This window comes from Acidisarcina polymorpha (genome assembly GCF_003330725.1).
GTDB classification, from domain to species: domain Bacteria; phylum Acidobacteriota; class Terriglobia; order Terriglobales; family Acidobacteriaceae; genus Acidisarcina; species Acidisarcina polymorpha.
The window spans coordinates 1,583,962-1,602,878 of the sequence record NZ_CP030840.1; the positions used below are offsets into that span (position 1 = coordinate 1,583,962).

The window sequence follows — 18,917 nt, forward strand, 5'->3', positions numbered from 1 at the left end:
CCGTACACCTTAGTTCAATAGGTAATTTTTATCTGTTTGACTTGGTCTTCCTGCTCCACTATCGTCCCTAAACGACTCGCTACAGGTCATTTCCGGGCCGAATAGGAGGACTTGGTTTGCCAAGCGTACTGAGAAGAATCGCCGGTTTTGTTGTGTTTTGCCTTGTTGGGGGATTCCCTTTCCTGGACTGCGCCGCCGCTGCTGTTACGGGTAGACCGACGCGGCTCACCTGCGACTCGATGGAGCAGCCTCTGGGCATTGATACCCAACGGCCGCTCCTTTCGTGGCAGTTGCAGGATGCTGCCTTCGGCGCGAAGCAGACGGCTTACCGGATTCAGGTCGCTACCGCGCCACCCTTGTTGACGCAGGGAAAAGCGAACGTATGGGACAGCGGCAGAGTCGTCTCCGACCGCTCGGTGAACGTCGCGTACACGGGACCGGCTTTGGTCGCGGCGAAGCGCTACTACTGGCGTGTCCAGGTCTGGGACAAAGATGGCCGACCCTATCCAGAGAGCGCTGTGAGCTGGTGGGAAACCGGGCTGATGGACGCTCAGAACTGGCGAGCCAAATGGGTCGGCTTTGAGCAGGAGGAAGAGCGGAGAATCCGCGAATCCGGCGCGGCCTGGATCACCAATTCTGGGGCTGAAAACTACCATGGGAATGGCATCACCAAGCACGACTTCCGCTATGGCTTCAACCTCTCGAAGCCCGTTAAACGCGCAGTCCTTTATGTCACCGGCAGAGACACGGCAGCGGCATGGGTGAACGGAAAGCAAGTGGTCCAGCCAATGGCGATGCCCGCATGGAAGCAGTTTCCGTGGCAGACCTACACCACCCAAGACGTCACGAGTTCCCTGCACGCGGGACGCAACCTGCTTGCGGTCGAGGTCACCCTGTATGCCGCCAATCCGGATGGCATGGCTGCTCCGACCGACAGCCGCACCCCGATGAGCGCTTGCCTCTATATCGAAATGGAGGATGGTTCGGTCGACTTATTCAAGAGCGGAGAGGGTTGGAAAGGGGGGCTGAACGTCGAAGGCTCCTGGCAATCCGCTGATTATGACGACACAAAGTGGCAGGCGGCCGTCGCTTACGTTCCCCCCGCTTCGGCAAATGGAAATGCAGCGCCCGGTCCTCCGTGGCCGACGGAATCGGTCAAATTGCTGCGCAAAACATTCGATGTGAGTAGCCCCATTACTTCAGCGCGTCTTTATGTGACCGCCCTGGGCGCATACCAAATGCACATCAATGGCCGCCGTGTCGGCGACCAAGTGCTTGCGCCGGGTTGGATGGACTTTCGTGAGCATGTCCCATACCAGGCCTATGACGTGACCGCCTTGCTCAAGACGGGAGCGAACGTCCTGGGGGCCTACCTCGCTCCAGGATGGTATACGACGCCGCTGATGTGGTTCCGGCAGGGGTACAACTACGGCAGCACGCCGCCCGCCCTCAAGGCGCAAATGCGTCTCGAACACGCTGACGGAAGCGTCCAGTGGGTCGCCACCGATGAAAGCTGGAAGGCCGATTCCTCCCCCGTTCTCAAGGCGGAGATCTACGACGGCGAGACTTACGATGCTCGGCGTACTCAACCAGGGTGGGACACGGCCAGCTTTCCAGGCGATTCCTGGAAGCCCGTCGCGTTGATTGAGCCAGTTGAGCCGGCCATCGTGGCCCAATATTTTCCACCCGTGCGCGTCGAGAAAATACTGAAGGCGAAGGCTGTCACCAGTCCCAGCCCCAGCGTCTATATCTACGACTTCGCGCAGAACCTCGCCGGAGTCGCCAGCCTGCGCGCGCAGGGCCCTGCGGGAACCGATGTCCGGCTGCGCTTTGCCGAAGTCTTGAACCCGGACGGCACCATCTACACTGAGAATCTCCGCACCGCCAAAGCAACCGACCACTTCATTCTCAGCGGGAAAGGCGTCGAGAGCTATCAACCCACCTTTACGTTCCATGGATTTCGATATGTTGAGGTTTCGGGTTTGCCGGCCAAACCGGCAGCGGATGCGGTAGAGGCGGTGGTCTTCCATAGCGATGCGCCGTTCACTGCTCAGCTGCACACCGGCAGCGCGATGATCAATCAGCTCTGGGAGAACATTCTCTGGGGACAACGCTCGAACTTCATCAGTGTGCCGACCGACTGTCCGCAGCGGGATGAGCGGCTCGGATGGACGGCGGACGCGCAAGTCTTCTGGCGCACTGCCTCCTACAACATGGACCTAACCCAGTTTTCGAAGAAGTTCGCCGCGGATGTGCGCGGGACCCAGGTCGGCACAACGAAATACGGTATCTTCGCGCCAGGCACCATTACTCCGAATCCGGGATACGCCGCGGGTTGGAGCGATGCCGGCGTGATCATTCCCTGGACCGCGTGGCTGCAGTCGGGAGATACCCGGGTGATCGAAGAGAACTGGGAGGCCATGGAGAAATACCTGGACGCGATCCAGGCGGACAATCCCGATTTTCTGTGGTCGAAGAACTATGGAACGCCTTATGGCGACTGGCTTTCGCCGGAGGGTCCGACTCGCGAAACCTTGGTTGCCACCGCTTATTGGGCTTACGATGTGACGCTAATGCGGCAGATGGCGCATGCGCTCGGCAAGGCTGACGCGGAGGCCAAGTATGGGGACCTCTTCCATAACATCCAGGCCGCCTTTGTGAAGGAGTTTGTCAGTCAGGATGGCTTTGTGAAGAGCGCCGACAAGGGGCCCTCCCCCTTTGGACAGATCAACAATCCAAACGCTAAAGCTAAAGGTGACGACACCCAAGCGGGTTATGTGCTCGCGTTGCAGATGAATCTGCTGCCCGATTCCCTGCGCGGCCCGGCAGCCGACAAGCTGGTGGGCAAAATTGCGGCCAATGGATGGAAGCTTGGCACCGGCTTTCTAGGCACTCCCTACCTGCTCGCCGTCCTCGTCGATACCGGGCACGCCGACGTCGCTTACCGTCTTTTGTTGAATACCGAGTATCCCTCCTGGGGTTACCTGGTTGGCCACGGCGCGACGACGATGTGGGAGCGCTGGAACGGCGACCAGATGCGCAACGACCCAAGCATGAACTCCTACAACCATTACGCCTATGGAGCGGTAGCGGACTGGATCTACCGGTACGCCGCCGGGATCGACGCGCTCCCAATCGACTCCGGGTTCCACACCGTTTTTCTGCACCCCAACTTCGATGCTCGGCTCGGGAGCCTGGACTTCTCCTATCAGTCTCTCTACGGAGAGATCAAATCATCCTGGTCGATACAGGGAAAGCATGTTCAATGGAAAGTGACGATCCCTCCAAACACGACTGCGCAGCTGCCGCTCTCTGCGGACCAGGCGAGTTCCTTCACCCTGGATGGGATTGGACTCGATCGGAGCAAGAAGGTGAAGCTACTGAAGACCGAAGGAAACACCCAGACCTATGAGTTCGCGGCGGGTAGTTATTCGCTGGAGGTTGTCCGGCCCTAATATGGATTGGGATGACGATGCCTCTACACGGCGAGAGACGCTCTTGATTGGAGGTAGTGTCCTGTGCCGGAAAGTGGCTTCATTCTAACAGGCAAAGCCTCCACATCACAGTGACTCTACTTCTGCTCTGGCTAACTGTGGCTCGCGGATCAAATCGAGAAAGCGCTCTACTTCAGATCTTCCTCCTACCACGAGGGGTGTTCGCTGGTGAATGCCGCGAGGTTGCAGGTTGAGAATCGCTTCGTCTCCGTTGATTGCGAGGCCTCCGGCCTGCTCGGCGATGAGTGCGAGCGGGTTAGCTTCGTACAGCAGGCGCAGCTTGCCTTCCGGGTGCCCGGCCGTCGGCGGATAGAGGAAAACTCCGCCCTTCAGCAGGGTGCGATGAAAGTCGGCAACCAGCGAGCCGATATAGCGGGAGCTATATTCCTGGCCTGCTTTGCTGATGCGGAGATCTTCCAGATACGATCTGTAGTGTTCGGGAAACTGCGCCGCATTCGCCTCGTTGCAGGAGTAGTACTTCCCCCTCTCCGGCATTTGCATACGATCATGGCTCAGCACGAAGGCCCCAATGGTCGGGTCGAGGGTGAAGCCGTAGACGCCTCGGCCGGCGGTGTAGACGAGCATCGTCGACGGACCGTAAAGCACATACCCGGCCGCTACCTGGCAGTTGCCCGGTTGCAGGACCGAGTCAAGCCCGCTGGAGCGCTCGTCTTCTTTTCGTCTGTAGATCGAAAAAATTGTCCCGACATTTACGTTCACGTCGATGTTCGAGGAGCCATCGAGCGGATCGAAGACGATCACGTACTTCCCTTCGCCCGGCGGCCGGTCAAAGGTCACCGGCTCATCGTTTTCCTCCGAAACTAATGCCGCAACGCAGTCGCGGACACCGAGGCAGTGCAGCAGGGCTTCATTGGCGAAGACATCGAGCTTCTGCTGGGTCTCTCCCTGAATATTGGTCTGCCCGGCGGTGCCAACAATATTGCAAAGTCCGGCGCAGCGAATCTTCGCCTCAATCATCTTTGCGGCGAGCGTAAGCCCGGACAGCAGCCAGGAGAAATCGCCGGAAGCGTACGGAACCTCTCTTTGCTGATGAAGAATGTGCTGCTGAAACGTGGTGATCATCGATGGACCTCTTTTCGCCCGACTTACTTCATCTGCAGCGTACGTGAAAGAAACTCGAGCTCTCCTGGCGGATGAGGCGGTCATCCGGTACTGGGACGATAGCGCCTTATGCCCCTGGTATCAACTAGAACCAGTCCAAATCGGACGGGCGAACGCAGTGCTTCCCGAACCGGGAAGCACAAGAGCTTCATTGCCGGATGTTCTGGAAGGGCTGAACGCGACCGATCCAATGCGTCTGCCCGCCGGGAGGATTTCCCTGAACAACTCGACCGATTCGGATGACTCGCCTAGAATTAGAAGCCATGCCATTGACCACTCAACTGCTCGGCAAGCTGAATAAAGCCCTTGTCGACCGGAGCGTGAGGGAAGGATTTGCGCTTCTCGATCGGTCACGCAGGGATCTTGGTTCATTGACTGCCGGTAGCCCGCATGCGGTCGCCTATCTCTTGTGCATCGCGCAGTGGGTTGACCTCGGCTACCGCGATTTCGCCTACCTGGATGAGCTGTTCAGCCGCTTCGCTGATGTTCCTCGAGCTTCGATGCTGCTGGCCGATTACGTCCGGCTCCGTCTGGTGGAAGCACTCCGCGCCTTTGTCGCCGAAGATGTTGAACAGGCAATATCCATCTTCGGTTTTGTGCTGCAGGTCGAAGCGGGCATTGTCGAAGCCCACCTGGCGGTCGTCGCCCACTATTGGAAAGGACGAGCCCACCGCCGGCAGGGGCAATATGAGCTGGCCCTCCATCACATCGGGGAGGCGAAACGACTTGCCCAGGAGATGAACGCGCCAAAACTGGTCGCCGTCACTAAAATCCATGAGAGCTGGCTGCTCTTTCAACGGGGCCAACGCCGTGACGCTTTCCGCCTGCTGGATGAGGCCGAAGCAGAGTTGAAGTCGACCGGCCACGCCTTGTCGCTGGGCAATATCGAGTCCGCCCGAGGCAGGTTCGTCCGCCGTTCCGGGGAATATACGACGGCTATCGCTCATTTCGAGCGCGCTGTCGAGATCTATGCCGGGCATGTTCCCGAACATCCGAACCTGGCCCGGGCGCTGGTCAATGCCGCCTACGTGAAGCGGCTGATTGCGTTCGATCTGCGCCATCGTTCGCGTTCCGGGCGGGCCAAGGGTCCCGACCACGCGCGTTATCTCGAGGTCTGCCAGGAGGCTCTGGAGCTTCTGCGGCGCGCTGAAGACATCTACTCCCGCCAGCATCATCAGGCAGGCACCGGATCGGTGCTGGTGAATGCGGGCCACCTTCATCTGGATAGCGGAGACCTTGATCGTGCGGAGGACGAAGCCAAGAAGGCGTTTCTGCTGGGCGAGGAGAAGCAGGACCACATTCTGATGGCCAGGGCCCGGATCTTGCAGTCAGCCATCCAAAATGAGCGCGCCGAGGAACAGCTTGGGGAGTCGACCGATACCGCGATGCATGCCCACCTGGCACGCAACTTTGCTGAAGAAGCGATTGTGCTGGCCAAGTTGACCCAGAATAGCCGACTGCTGGCTGGCGCCTACGTAGCCCGGGCTTCCGCGGCCGCAAATGAGTTCTTCCAGGATTGGGAGACCGCGAAGCATTTCGCTGCATTGGCGGGCGAGAAGCTAGGCAAGGACGACCTCGACCATCTATCAAAGCAGCTCAGCTTATTGAAGACCCGTATTTTGAGGGCAACGGGCATTGATGAAATGCTCCGCGCCTGGTCCGAAGGCATCGTCGGCGACAAGACCTTCCAACAGGTGACCGAGGAATTCGCTGAACTGGTTATCCCCAAGGTGTGGGCCCGAGAGGGTCGCAAGATCGCCCGGGTCGCCGAGCAGCTCTCGATTTCGCCAAAGAAGGTGAGGAGGATTCTCAATAACCTGGATATGCTTCGTACCCCGTAGATATTCGGTCCCGCCGCGGGACGGGCGGCGAAGCCATAGTTCTGCCAGAGATGAAAAATCGCGTATCGTAAGGGATGGAAGATTTGCGCCTGCTCCAGGGCGGCAGAAATCCAACTGCGACGTGATGGCATGAATCAGACGATGACCGACGAAACTCTCGAAGCTCCAGCATTGAAGAGCCCCCACGAACACGAAACACCGCTGGAAGCCTTCGCATCGATCTGCGGCGTGCTGGTCATCGGGCTCTTCGCGCTCACTTTCATCTTCCAGAATTTTGAGATTCCTTCCTCTTCGATGGAGAAGACGCTGCTCATTGGCGACCACGTCCTGGTCGATCGGATCACGCTCGCGCCAAAAACCAGTTGGGCCCCGTTCATTCCTTATCGCAATGTCAAACGCGGCGATATCATCGTGTTTTTCAAGCCGGGCGAACCGGACCTCTACCTGGTCAAGCGGGTGGTCGGGACACCGGGCGACCATCTTCACCTGCGTAACGGGATTGTGTACCTCAACGGCCAACCGCAGAACGAACCGCTCGCCGACAAGCCCACTGATGCCAACTACTTCCCTTACCGGGATGATTTTCCTGCGATCGCGCCAAGTGACGCCAGCGACGTAACCGCCAGTTGGTCGGTCGAACTGCCGACCCATATTGAGGGCGAGAATCTGGTGGTTCCTCCCGGGCGCTACTTCGCCATGGGCGACAACCGCACGGTGAGCCTGGATAGCCGCTATTGGGGTTTTGTGCCGCGGGAGAACATCGTAGGACGGCCGCTCTTCGTCTATTGGTCTTTCATCCAGTCAGGCGATCAGTATGAAAAGACCTCGCTGGCTGACCGCGCGAGCTTTCTGGTACACACCATCATCCACTTTTTCGATCAAACCCGGTGGAAGCGCACAATGCATCTGGTGAAATAGTGGCTGCTGTCACGGCGACCGGCACTCGGCGAAGAGTCCACCGGTGGATCCTGCCACTGGTTGCGCTGGCATTGACCTCGGTGGTCGTTTTGCCGCCATTGATCAGCCTGCGCAGCTTCCATCGGCGCATCGCGGATAGTATCAGCCAGGGAATCGGGCGGCCCGTCCGGATGGCTTCGATCAAGATGCACTTGTTGCCTCGACCGGGGTTTGAGCTGGCCGACTTCGTTGTCGAGGAAGATCCGGGCTTTGGCGCGGAGCCCATTCTCCGATGCGCCCAGGTCAATGCCTATCTGCGGCTTTCTCCTCTGTGGCGCGGGCGGCTCGAGATCGCCCGGATCGGCTTCGAAGAACCCAGCGTCAACCTGGTCCGCAACCACCAAGGCCGTTGGAATGTGGACTCGCTGCTTTCGCAGGCGGCGCAGGCGCCAAAGCTTCCGACTGGCGAACGCCACGCCGGAAACCTGCCGCGCTTTCCCTACATCGACGCGAGCAATGCGAGGGTGAACTTTAAGTTCGGCAATGAGAAGATGCCGTTTTCCTTCTTTAATGCGGACCTGGCCGTCTGGCTAGAAAATCCCGGAGAGTGGAAAATCCAGTTCGCTGCTCAACCAGTCCGCACCGATCTGAGCCTCGATCTCGCCAACACCGGCATGCTGCGCATCAGCGGCTCGCTTCATCACGCATCCACCCTCAGCCAGATGCCGGCTCAACTTCATGCGGAATGGAGCAACGCGGCGCTCGGCCAATTGAGCCGCATCCTGAGCGGCACGGACGCGAATTGGCGCGGTGAACTCGACGTCGATGCAGACATCCTCGGCACTTTGAATCAAGCAGACCTCAAACTAGTCGCAAGAGGCCAGGGCATTCATCGAGTCGAGTTCCAGCCGCGCGATCCGCTTAACATGGAGCTTACCTGCCAGGCACGCTTCACCCGCACCGAACAGATGCAAGGCGTTTCCGGAAACCATGAAATCGATCGTTCGCTGAGGGCCATCACTTGTCTCGCGCCGACAGGCGATGGCCACCTGCTGCTTACCGGTAGCGTTCACGGCCTGCCTGCCAACCTTGATCCTGCGCTTTCGCTCGAAATGAACAATGTTCCTGTCGAGACTGCCTTCGATGGCGTTCGATTGGTTCGTTCTGGTTTTGCCCCCGCCGTGCAAGCGACGGGCGCAATCAACGGAAACTTCACCTATGCAAGTTCAGCATCCTCGATTCGGCCTCTGCTGCAGGGGCAGGCTACGGTCAATACGCTGACAATAGCCGCACCAGCGTTTGAAAAACCGCTTACCCTTCCCACAATCCACTTCACCATGAACGCCCCGTCGGCGCCGCATCTCAGCCGCCGGGGCAAACTGCCGCTTGGAGTTCAATCTCTGCCGACGGTGCAGGATTCGGTGCTACAGCTCGAGCCGTTCGCCATGGGAGTGTCCCCGGCCATTCGGATCCCGCTCAGTGTCAGCGGCACATTCACGCGCTCGAACTTCAGCGTGCATCTGAGTGGGGAGTCGCACGTCGCCCCGATGGTGGCGCTAGGCAGAGAGTTAAGGTTGCTGCGGAGTCGCAGCATTGAGTTCGAGCCGCAAGGCACTGCTGACATGGACATCACCATCCAAGGGCCGTGGCTGATGCCGGTGCCGGACTCCGAACATCCAATACCGCCAGTCAGCCTCGCCGGATCGCTGCGCCTCCACAATGCCGGACTCACTGGCGATTACCTCGCTCAACCATTGCAGATTCCCTCGGCGCAAGCGCTGCTGGAGAACGGCACAATCTCCTGGACTGCCTCATCGCTAACCTATGGTCCGGTCCACGGCGATGGTTCTCTCAGCTATCCAATCTTCTGCATGACTCTTGAATGCGGCCGGCAGTTCTCCCTTCACATCGGTTCCCTCGATGCCGCCACTGCACAGAATGCTCTGCTTGGAGCAGGACGCCGCAGAGAGCTGGTGCAAGAACTTTTAGAACGAGTCGATGTGGGCCAACATATATGGCCGACTCTTACCGGAAACGTCCAGATTGCTGAGTTTTCAATAGGAAGCTTCACGGTGCGTGACCTGAACGCCGCGGTCAGCATAAGAGACCATGCGGTTGAGGTGAAGTCTTTAATCGGACGCGCACTTGACGGGTCCCTCCACCTAACTGGCGCCTTGCGAGTCTCGGGCGGAACACCTCACTACGAGGTCGAAGCACAGCTCGATCACTCGTCTTCCGCTGCAACTGCCGCGATGTTCAAAGAGAAGTGGGGACCCGGAATGATCAACTTGAAGACAAGGCTTCGGTTCTCCGGCTACGAACGGGAACAATTGATCTCTTCGGCCTCGGGAACGTTCCATTGGGATTGGCTGAAAGGCGGATTGCCGGTTGATTTATCCCCAGGAGATGAGGATGGGGCCCAATCAGCGCTGGCCAAATTCGACACCTGGACTGCAGATGGAACGATCGCCAAAAGTGTCTTAACGTTAGAAAGATCGAGGGTCCTGCGCGGCGCTGAGGTGGTGCCGCTTACCGGCACCATCACGTTTAATCGCGAGATGAATCTAGCCGACCCCTCCCCTTCCAACTCACTCAAAATCACCGGTACTCTGCAGAAACCAGAAGTTCTGATTCAGCCGGAAAGGGCTATTGCTGCCCAGCCCTTGGAGGGACGCTAAAGCGCTTCGGCGCCTGCGAGCTTATTAGAGAAGCCATGTGAAAAATGGCTTACTTCGCCTCTGCCGTCAGCGTATGCAGGTGGATACTCTCCGCGACCTCGGGAACGGTGCCGTCATTCACCTGAATTTCAGTAGGCAGGCTGCCAATCAACATGCGGTGGGAGACGGTTCCCCGGGCCGGTACCCGCAGCCGCTCAGCCACAGTCGTATCCCGGGATCGCACGATCACCGGCACCTCGACCTCGGCGAAACCGTCGTTTGCAATGTCCACGGCTACCAGCCACTGGCCGGCGACAGAGGCTTTGCTGGGAAAGACCCCGGTGATCGAAAGATCGGCCAGTCCGCGATCATGATAGATCCAGGCATCGAAGAACCACTTCAAGTCCTTGCCACTTGCCTTTTCCAACAAGCGCTCGAAGTAGTCTGAGGTGGTGTCCTGCTCGGGATGATACGAGCGGAGCGCTGCGGCGAGCGCGGCATCGCCGGCCAAGTCACGGAGCATCCACAGCACATAGACAGACTTGGTCCGATAGAAGACCGGATCGGAGGCATCCAGCAAATCCTCGCCGCCAGTCTCGCCAGGAGTTGCGGGCTCTGCGAGCGACAGCGCTCCTCGCTCCGACGCCATGGATTCGAGAGCCGTCTTCCGCCCATCAACCTGTTCAACCCACAAGCTTCCGAGAAATTGGGCTACACCCTCGTTCAGCCATGGACGGGGAGAAGCAAAGTACGCATGCGCGAGGGAGTGGACCATCGCATTATCCAGCTCGTGAGGGTCGGGAGACGCCTTGAAGCCTGCCAAAAACACGTCGCGCTCTTCCGCGGGGGCATCGTTGGCCTCGGCGAGGCCCACTACCGTCAATAGCGCATTCGGCTTCTGCCCCAGCCACTGTTGCACCAGCGGGGTCACCTCCCTGACCGCCGTCTGCAGGCTTTGGGTGCTGGCCACATCTTCGGCCGCGGCGAATATCTGCACGCCGCTGCCTTGCACCTTGCGACGCGCAAGCAAGAACAGGCTGGGCGCCGAGAAGCCCAAAGTCGTCTCGGGAAGAGACGCAGTAATGACTCCCGCATGAGAATTCTCGGGCGCAGCCGTCTCGACCACTGGCACGACATGTCCGTTAAGAAGGGCGAGGTTTGGCGTCGCAATTTCCGCAGTGAACTCCGCGGTCACCGACATTTTCATGGTCGCCTGCTGCTGACGCTGTTTCTGCTTGCCCATTTCGGCAAAAAGCTTGGCTCCATCGCCGAGCAGCACCGGGGGGGCGCTGACCGGGTACCAGAGTACGTTTCCAAAGCCGCGCATGCCGACAAAGTCTGCGGAAATCCTGTCCCAATCCGACTTTTCCGCAGCGGCTGTGGGGGCGCCGATCCGCTCCAGCCGCTCTCCATTCAGGGAGATCTGCCCACTGTAGAGAACCTCGAGCTGCAATTCCTCTTGCGGCGCAAGCGCGCGCGGCAACGTGATCACGGCCTCATTGACCGCGCCGGTGTGGTCGGCATCGCTATCGAGCAGGTGCTGGGCGAAGCTCACTCCTGCGCCAGCTGTGCGCATCTGCTCCCACTTGAGCGCTGAAGATAGCTGCAAGGCGATCCGCTCGAGCGGCTTGTCTCCATCATTGCGAACCCGGAGACGCGCTCGAACCGCGATGGACTCCTGACGAGGGACGAGGCGAACGTCCAGATCGTAGGCGAGGAAAGTCAGAGCATTCCGCTCCGCGTCGGTTGCTTGAAATCGGGCGACGGTAGCGGCTGACATTCCCCGTGGAGAGTTCTGCTTCTGGACTGCCTGGCCGGCGGCCGACGGTTCAGCGACCTTGTCGCCGTTCGCCTTGTCATCTTCTAGAGACCGCGAGAAGAGCACCTTGCCGCTTCCTGCCGGCGGTTGCTGGTCGTCTGGAGCCGGGCTCCCCGGGGTCGTCTGCGGCGTGGACGGCGATGTCGAAGGAGGCGAAGCTGGGGAAGATCCTCCCTGTTGTCCCCTCGAATTGTTCGCGCTCAACAAGCTTCCCAAAACTATAACTGTCGTCCACTGCCAACCACTCATGAACCCAAACCCTTCCGCTTCTTTGCCGGGGCAGGGTTGGTGAGACCCGCTCCCGCCACCGATCGTGCTCTTCTTTGCCGCGCGGCCTCATACAGCACCACGGCGCCAGCAGCCGACACATTGAGGGACGACACTCCACCCAACATCGGAATCTTCAGTAAGTGGTCGCAGGTCTTCTTGACCAAGTCATGCAGACCTGCGCCTTCGCGACCGAGCACGAGGACGCAATCCCCTGTGAAGTCGAACTCGTCGTAGTCGAGCGAACCTCTCTCATCGAGGCCCACCGACCAGATATTCGCGGCCTTCATCTGCTCCAGCGCTCGCACCAGGTTGACCACCCGCGCAATGCGAATATGCTCCGAAGCACCGGCAGAGGCCTTGATGGCGACCGGACTCAGGGGCGCCGAGCGCCGCTCGGTTAGCACCACCCCATCGACACCGGCGCCATCCGCCGTCCGTAGGAGCGCGCCCAGATTCTGCGGGTCTTCGACGCCGTCGAGCGCCAGTAGAAGCCGCGCCTTACCGGAGGAGCTCGATTCCAGCAGATCCTCCAGATCCAATACGGACGCCTCTCTCACAACCGCCACCACGCCCTGGTGTGCGGAGGTCTGGGCTATCCGCGTCAACTGTTCTCTCGGCTCGAAACGCAGCCGAACACCAGCTTCCCGGCAGGCATCAATGATCTGTTGCAGGCGCGCGTCCGTCCGTTCCTTGGCCACGCAAATGTGGTCAAAACGCCGCAACCCAGCGCGCAGAGCCTCCTGCACGGGATGGAGACCGTACAAAACTTCCATCTTCTCAGTCTATCCCGATCTCGTCAGACTACTCTGGCCGCGCGGCACCTCACTCCTAGCGGTGCTGGATTTCCATGCCGGTGTCGGGCCCTGCAGAAATAAATAATCGATTCACCCTCCTCCCGCGTCTTAAAGATCATGCCGACCGTCTCTGAGAAAGCCATGGGCGCCGCTACCTTCACCTTGACCGAGCAGTCGAAGGCGGAAAACGCCGTCATCGCCCAAGGTCTCAAGCGGCAAGACGCCAACCTCCTGGACGAACTGATTGTTCGCTACCAGCATCGTTTGCTCAGGTATCTGCTGTACCTCACTGGCAATCGCGAGGTGGCTGAAGATCTTTTCCAGGAGACCTGGATGCGCGTCCTGTTGCGGGGAGCGCAGTACAACGGAAATGCGCGCTTCGATACCTGGCTTTTTACCATCGCCCGCAATCTGCTGATCGACCTCCGGCGCAAGCGCACGATGGCTTCGCTCGACGAGATGTGCGAGTCGACTGAAGATGAACGTCCTTTTGAAGTCGCGAGCGACGCACCGAATCCTTTCGATCACTACAAAACGCAGGAGGATGGACAGCGCGTCACCGAGGCGCTTCTGACGCTGGATCCGTTGCATCGGGAGGTATTGGTGCTGCGTTTTCATGAAGATTTGGCGCTCGATGAAATTGCCGCCGTTACCCGCGCACCGCTTTCGACGGTAAAGTCTCGGCTCTATCGCGGGCTTGCCGCATTGAAGCCGCGAATCGCCGCGGTCTCCGAAGCGCCGCTCACGGGCGGAAAAGCAGCGACGCTCTCGAGGCACTCCTTACGCGAAAGCAGAAGAGGCGCGGTATGAACCCCGAGCCATCCTCCAAAGAAGGGTCGGAGTTGTTCGACCCGGAGATCGTGCAAGCGCTGAATGGGCTAAGCGCCAGTGCCAGTCTCGCGGTTGCCCAGCGAACGCGGCGCGCCGTTCGAGAGGCCGCGACCAACCTTCGCGAAGACCGGGCGAGACGCCGCCGGAATAAGGGATTCACACTACTGCTCGCGGTAAGTCTGTTGACGCTACTTACTCCCGCCTTGTGGAGCGGTGTCGATGAGATCTTTGCCGGTGAGCATTTTTCCGATCTTCCGGCAATGGTTACCTTGTTTGCTTTGACTCTCTTCTCCGCAATCATTGCTGCTCTGATTGCGAGCTGGAAAAGCCACCAACCGCTGCGCTACGGGCGAAGGAACTTTTAACCTTCGTAGGCCGTCTGTTTTGCTGAGACCACATGCAAGCGTGGTTTGATTCTATCCAGCAATCATCAAGCGATGAAAGACTCCACAACTCTCCGGGACCCTGATACAGGTACGACTTTTGCCGATGAGATGCGGCTCATCCCACGGTGGTCGGTGGCAATTGCTGCCCTCGTCTTTGTCATCGTTCAGTACTTCTTTTGGATCGTGATGCCGGAGCATCGCAATCATCCACCGCCGCCGGTTGGCTTCCGTATCTATTTCGCGCTTTCGTGGAGCGCGCTGGCGGCGTTATACGTCCTGATGGTCGGCTACGTCAGCCAGGACGCCCCACGCCGCTCGATGAGTCTCCGATTCTGGATCGCGATCTGTCTCATTATGCCCGGGGGGATCGGTTCTGTGCTCTACTTCCTGCTGCGCCAGCCAATCATATCCCGCTGCCCAGCCTGTGGGACACGCACCCAGGCGGACTTCCATTTCTGTCCGCAGTGCGCCTGCCAGATCTCGGCTTGCTGCGGACAATGCTATCGCAGTGTTTCTGCGACGGACCAATACTGCGTTCATTGCGGGCATGACCTGGCAGCGGACAACACGCCCTCTCGTTTACGAGCATTTCAGTCTTAGCTGGAAACGGCAGTTGGGCGGCCCATGAAAGCGACCGGCTTCGAGTTCCGCCACCCGTTGCTCATCCACGAAGTGATTGTGGACGCGGCTCTATTTACCTACCTGGTGCTCCGCGGCGATGCCTTGAACCTGCGTTTTGGCGGCGATCCGAAGAAGACAGCGCTCCGTTGGACGAGAGCCACAAGTCTTTAAATCTTCTATACTCAGGTGTCGGCTCGCAATGTCTATAACCGCACTGATCATCGACGACGAACAACTCGCCCGCGAAGAGCTCGAGTACCTGCTTCGCGACGAGGGGGACATTGACGTTCTTGCCCAGGGCCGCAACGGGATCGAGGCCGTAGAACTTATCCAGTCGCATCATCCGGACGTCGTCTTCCTCGACGTGCAGATGCCGGGCCTTGATGGTTTTGCGGTTTTGAAGCGGCTGGTCGAACTACAAAAGAGCGAACTCAAAGACGGGTACCCTTTGCCTCAGATTATATTCGCGACCGCTTTCGATCAGTATGCTGTTCGCGCCTTTGACGTGAACGCGATCGATTATCTGCTGAAACCCTTCGATCATGCCCGTGTCCTCCAGGCGCTGGATCGGATCCGGCAACGCGTCCAGGACTCGGGCACGACAGATATGCACGCTTCATCAGGGGAAGACCGTGCGCAAAGCAGTGCTCCCGACAGTACCGGCACCCGGATTGAAGCATTGCTGAGACTGATGGAGCAGCAACAGGCAGGCGCGCGGCCTTCCGTTTCGAATCTCCAGTCGGGGAAGATTGTAGTTCAGGCCCAAAGCCGGCTCCTGCTTATCGACCAGAAAGATATCTGCTACGCGGCTATCGATGAGGGAACAATCTCGGTCGCCACTCCCTTGCTCGAAGGCCAATCGAAATGCCGCACGCTCGAAGAACTGCTGGACTTGCTCGACCCCGCAATCTTCTGGAGAGCGCACCGCTCCTATGTGGTGAACATCAATCACATCAAGGAAGTCGTGCCATGGTTCAAGTCGAGTTATCAGCTCAGGATGGCGGACAAGAAGCAGACGGAGATTCCCGTCAGCCGTGCCCAGACCCGGCGCCTGCGAGAACTGTTCAAGCTTTGAAGCATTGATCTGGCAAGCCAGTAGCTAAATGGAAGCAGGACCCTTCCGCTATACTGGGCGGTTGCCGCCGTTATGAATGCGAACCCATGAAGATCCTCGTCTGCATCAAGCAAGTCCCCCAAAAAGACGCACCACTCAAGCTGAACGAATCGGGCACCTGGATTCGCGATGACGTCTCCTACGAGGTGAATGAACCAGACGCTTATGCGCTCGAAGAGGCGCTGCGGCAGAGAGAGAAGCACGGCGGCGAGGTCGTGGTGATCACTGCCGGGCCCGCCCGCGCACAATCTGTGCTTCGGGAGGCGTTGGCCAAAGGCGCCGACCGCGCGATTCACCTCGACGACGATCGGTTTGTTCAGTTGGACTCGGCAAATACGGCGCGCGCGCTGGCCGCCGCCATTGAATCTGAAAGCTTCGATCTGATCGTCACCGGACTGCAGTCTGATGATTTCGGCGCGGCGCAGACGGGGATTCTGCTGGCCGAGATTCTCGGCTTGCCTCATGCGACCATTGTCATCGGGATCGAGAAGACAGAATCGGGAGTCACGCTCAAGCGCGAACTTGAGGCAGGCCACTATCAATACATCGATCTGCCCTTGCCCGCGGTATTGATGATTCAGAGCGGTATCAATAAGCTCCGCTATGCCACTCTCATTGGCATCAAGCAGGCCAAGATGAAGCCGGTCCGCAAGGTCAGCTTTGCGGAGATCAAAGCCAAACTGGGACGAAACCGGCAAAAAATTGAGCGGCTTTATATCCCCGCGAAGCAAAAGAAGACCGAAATGATCACTGGATCCTCTGCTGAGATCGCAAAGAAGATCGTCGAACATCTCAAGAACCACTCCCGCGTGATTTAATGTGGGGTGGGGTCGAGTTTTATTCAATTTGCAGTTTCCGCAGGAGCTGCTTTCGCAGTGGTCTTGCGGCCCCCGCTATCGAATGCAGGAGAAGATGAATGGCCAACATGCTGATTCCCTTTGAGGAACGCAACCTCACCCCGAACCAGGTAGAGCATCTGGATAAGCGTCGTGCCTGGGGGTTGACTCTTCAAGTGATTGCCGGGCTTTTGGCGATCATCGGCGTCGTCCTTTGGCTCTGGGTCGGCCAGGATCTGACTTATTCTCCAGGATGGATTCATCCGATGTTCTACTACGACGCCATTGTCTGGGTTGCTGCTGTTGTGCTGATTGGCATCGGGTCTGCGCTCCGCCGCGGGGCGCCCGAATTTTGAGATCTCCGCTTTGTTTTTGAATGAGTTGAAGGACGGTGGCGGATCTATGTTGGTCACCTCCGTCGAGCGCCAGACAACCTCATGCCAGACACCATCCTCGTAGTCGCCGAACAACGCGAAGGCAAACTGAATCGCGTCTCGTTCGAAACCATAGCAGCCGCGCAATCCATTGCCCATGAAACTGGCTGGATCGTCGAGGTAGTTCTACCCGGCCACGAGCTCAGCGCCGCCGCTGCCGAGCTTGCCACTAAAGCGGTCAAAAAAGTCTACCTGCTCGAGTCGCCCTCCCTCGAAACCTACACCTATGACGCCTATGTTCAGGCTATGGGCCAATTTCTGAAAGAAAAGCAGCCGAAGCTGGTTCTCTTTCCACATACCTATCAGGTCAGGGATTTTGCGCCTCGACTGGCGCTGGCGCTCGATCGCACCTTGATATCCGACAGTACCGGATTCAAGTTCGAGTCGGGCCGGCTACTCTTCACCCGGCAGATGTTTCAAGGCAAATTTGCGGCGGACGTCTCGTTTGCCGGAGAAGAACCCTGGCTCGCTACCATTCAGAATGGAGCCTTTCGTGGCGACCAGGTGGAGCCCGGCTCGGCTCCTCTCGAGACGATGACGGTGGCGGAGCCGCTCGCATCCTCCCGGGTGGTTCCTCATGAAGTCTTTCAGGAAGCCAAGCAGGCAGTTGACCTGGGCCAGGCAGAGGTGATCGTCGCTGTGGGCCGCGGCATACGGGAACAGAAGAACCTGGCTATCGCCGAGGCCCTTGCCGACGCGCTGGGCGGAGATATGGCTGCCTCTCGTCCGATCTGCGACAACGGATGGCTTCCTCTGGATCGTCAAATCGGTAGCTCCGGTCAGACTGTGGCACCGAAGCTCTACATCGCCTTAGGAATCAGCGGGGCTATCCAGCACATCGTTGGCATGAAAGGCTCAGGAACCATCGTTGCCATTAATAAAGACGCGGAAGCGCCGATATTCGAGATCGCCGACGTGGGCGTCGTTGGAAACCTTTTCGATATCGTGCCAGCCTTGACGGAAGAGATCAAGAAGGTCAAAGCGGCGGGTTGATCCCTGCAGGATTGAGTGCGCGCAAGCATCAACCTGTTAGCTAACGTGAAGATGATTTCCTAAGTTCGTGGGCCTCTTAAAGACAGCGAGGGATGAGCTTGCGCTCATCCCTCTGGTTCCAGTTTCAACTCAGATATCGGGCCGCTGACTAATAAGTTGTCGTATGAACCTTTTCTCCTTCGCGCACTGCGTCGGTGTCGCGTTTGCCAGCTGAACCCTCACTGGACGAAGCAATATCGTCGGCGCCCGAGCCTTTCAGCAGATTCTTGGCGCTGGTGATTTCTTCGCTGGTCTCGCAGTGCACGGAAAGAAGCACACCACCGTCCTTGACGCGTCCCTCGTAGCGTTTCGCTTCGTACTCCGGGATGCCTGCGCCAACTAAGGCGCCGACCAGACCCCCGACTGCGCCACCGACTCCGAAGCCGGCCAGCGCGCCCATGATCGGCCCGGCAGCGATGAGTGGGCCGACCCCGGGAATTGCCAGTGCTCCCAGACCAGCCAATAATCCAACGGTGCCGCCGACTACGCCGCCAGCGGTCACACCAGCCGCGGTGCCTTCCGGGGCCTTAGTGTGTTTCTGGTGAGCGAACTGTTTGTTGCTCTCGGTGTCGGCCATCAGGACGGAGACATCCTGCTCCGAGAATCCCTGGGCGACGAGCACATCAACGGCCTTTTCGGCGCTTTCAATATTCGGGTAAATCCCATAGACTGCCGTATTCTTACCTGCCATAGTAGTTCTCCTTGGGCAAATCGAGACAAAGTTGTTAGGGCGTGATCGTTATCTGACGCAGCAACTTACCGGCGAAGC

Annotated in this window: 16 protein-coding genes; 12 read left to right on the top strand and 4 right to left on the bottom strand. The window is 58.7% G+C overall.

Features of this window, described 5'->3' with window-relative positions:
- The first annotated feature begins 116 nt into the window (after positions 1-116).
- The gene (locus ACPOL_RS07015; RefSeq protein WP_150132928.1) at positions 117-3,455 is read left to right on the top strand and encodes a family 78 glycoside hydrolase catalytic domain; all 3,339 of its coding nucleotides are present in this window, start codon (positions 117-119) and stop codon (positions 3,453-3,455) included.
- 105 nt (positions 3,456-3,560) lie between these two features.
- Here the strand turns inward: ACPOL_RS07015 and fbp are convergent, their stop codons facing one another.
- Positions 3,561-4,577, bottom strand: coding sequence for a class 1 fructose-bisphosphatase (gene fbp, locus ACPOL_RS07020; RefSeq protein WP_114206419.1), 1,017 nt, complete (start codon positions 4,575-4,577; stop codon positions 3,561-3,563).
- A 302-nt stretch (positions 4,578-4,879) separates the two neighbouring features.
- Between fbp and ACPOL_RS07025 the strand changes: the two genes are divergently transcribed.
- From ACPOL_RS07025 to ACPOL_RS07035, 3 genes are all read left to right on the top strand, one after another.
- Positions 4,880-6,457 (top strand): tetratricopeptide repeat protein, encoded by a 1,578-nt coding sequence (locus tag ACPOL_RS07025; protein WP_150132929.1) that lies wholly within the window; start codon positions 4,880-4,882, stop codon positions 6,455-6,457.
- Between the two features lie 141 nt (positions 6,458-6,598).
- Complete coding sequence (lepB, locus tag ACPOL_RS07030; RefSeq protein WP_236657292.1) at positions 6,599-7,375, top strand: signal peptidase I; 777 nt, start codon at positions 6,599-6,601, stop codon at positions 7,373-7,375.
- On the top strand, positions 7,375-10,032 hold the full coding sequence (locus ACPOL_RS07035; protein WP_161557236.1) for an AsmA family protein: 2,658 nt from the start codon (positions 7,375-7,377) through the stop codon (positions 10,030-10,032). The genes lepB and ACPOL_RS07035 overlap by 1 nt, the downstream gene beginning before the upstream one ends.
- Positions 10,033-10,081: 49 nt before the next feature.
- Here the strand turns inward: ACPOL_RS07035 and ACPOL_RS07040 are convergent, their stop codons facing one another.
- Positions 10,082-12,034, bottom strand: coding sequence for a M1 family aminopeptidase (locus ACPOL_RS07040; RefSeq protein ID WP_150132930.1), 1,953 nt, complete (start codon positions 12,032-12,034; stop codon positions 10,082-10,084).
- 41 nt (positions 12,035-12,075) lie between these two features.
- Complete coding sequence (rlmB, locus tag ACPOL_RS07045; RefSeq protein WP_114206423.1) at positions 12,076-12,873, bottom strand: 23S rRNA (guanosine(2251)-2'-O)-methyltransferase RlmB; 798 nt, start codon at positions 12,871-12,873, stop codon at positions 12,076-12,078.
- Positions 12,874-13,011: 138 nt separating this feature from the next.
- Here rlmB and ACPOL_RS07050 point away from each other — a divergent pair, with 138 nt between their 5' ends.
- The 8 genes from ACPOL_RS07050 to ACPOL_RS07080 all read left to right on the top strand — a co-directional run bounded on the left by ACPOL_RS07050 (position 13,012) and on the right by ACPOL_RS07080 (position 18,109).
- Positions 13,012-13,704: an RNA polymerase sigma factor gene (locus tag ACPOL_RS07050; RefSeq protein WP_236657293.1), complete on the top strand. Its 693-nt coding sequence runs from the start codon at positions 13,012-13,014 to the stop codon at positions 13,702-13,704.
- Complete coding sequence (locus ACPOL_RS07055) at positions 13,701-14,090, top strand: hypothetical protein (RefSeq protein WP_114206425.1); 390 nt, start codon at positions 13,701-13,703, stop codon at positions 14,088-14,090. The genes ACPOL_RS07050 and ACPOL_RS07055 overlap by 4 nt, the downstream gene beginning before the upstream one ends.
- A gap of 72 nt (positions 14,091-14,162) precedes the next feature.
- A complete protein-coding gene (locus ACPOL_RS07060; protein WP_236657294.1) occupies positions 14,163-14,711 on the top strand; it encodes a zinc ribbon domain-containing protein in 549 nt (182 codons plus the stop codon).
- Positions 14,712-14,735: 24 nt separating this feature from the next.
- Positions 14,736-14,903, top strand: a complete 168-nt coding sequence (locus ACPOL_RS33460; RefSeq protein WP_161557237.1) for a hypothetical protein — start codon at positions 14,736-14,738, stop codon at positions 14,901-14,903.
- A 28-nt stretch (positions 14,904-14,931) separates the two neighbouring features.
- A complete protein-coding gene (locus tag ACPOL_RS07065) occupies positions 14,932-15,807 on the top strand; it encodes a LytR/AlgR family response regulator transcription factor (protein WP_114206426.1) in 876 nt (291 codons plus the stop codon).
- Positions 15,808-15,893: 86 nt separating this feature from the next.
- On the top strand, positions 15,894-16,664 hold the full coding sequence (locus tag ACPOL_RS07070; protein WP_114206427.1) for an electron transfer flavoprotein subunit beta/FixA family protein: 771 nt from the start codon (positions 15,894-15,896) through the stop codon (positions 16,662-16,664).
- A gap of 98 nt (positions 16,665-16,762) precedes the next feature.
- A complete protein-coding gene (locus ACPOL_RS07075) occupies positions 16,763-17,038 on the top strand; it encodes a hypothetical protein (protein ID WP_114206428.1) in 276 nt (91 codons plus the stop codon).
- Positions 17,039-17,119: 81 nt separating this feature from the next.
- On the top strand, positions 17,120-18,109 hold the full coding sequence (locus ACPOL_RS07080) for an electron transfer flavoprotein subunit alpha/FixB family protein (RefSeq protein WP_114206429.1): 990 nt from the start codon (positions 17,120-17,122) through the stop codon (positions 18,107-18,109).
- Positions 18,110-18,257: 148 nt separating this feature from the next.
- On the opposite strand, the gene ACPOL_RS07085 is transcribed toward ACPOL_RS07080, so the two are convergent.
- Entirely contained in the window at positions 18,258-18,839 is a 582-nt protein-coding gene (locus ACPOL_RS07085) for a general stress protein (RefSeq protein WP_114206430.1), read from the bottom strand.
- Between the last annotated feature and the right edge of the window lie 78 nt (positions 18,840-18,917).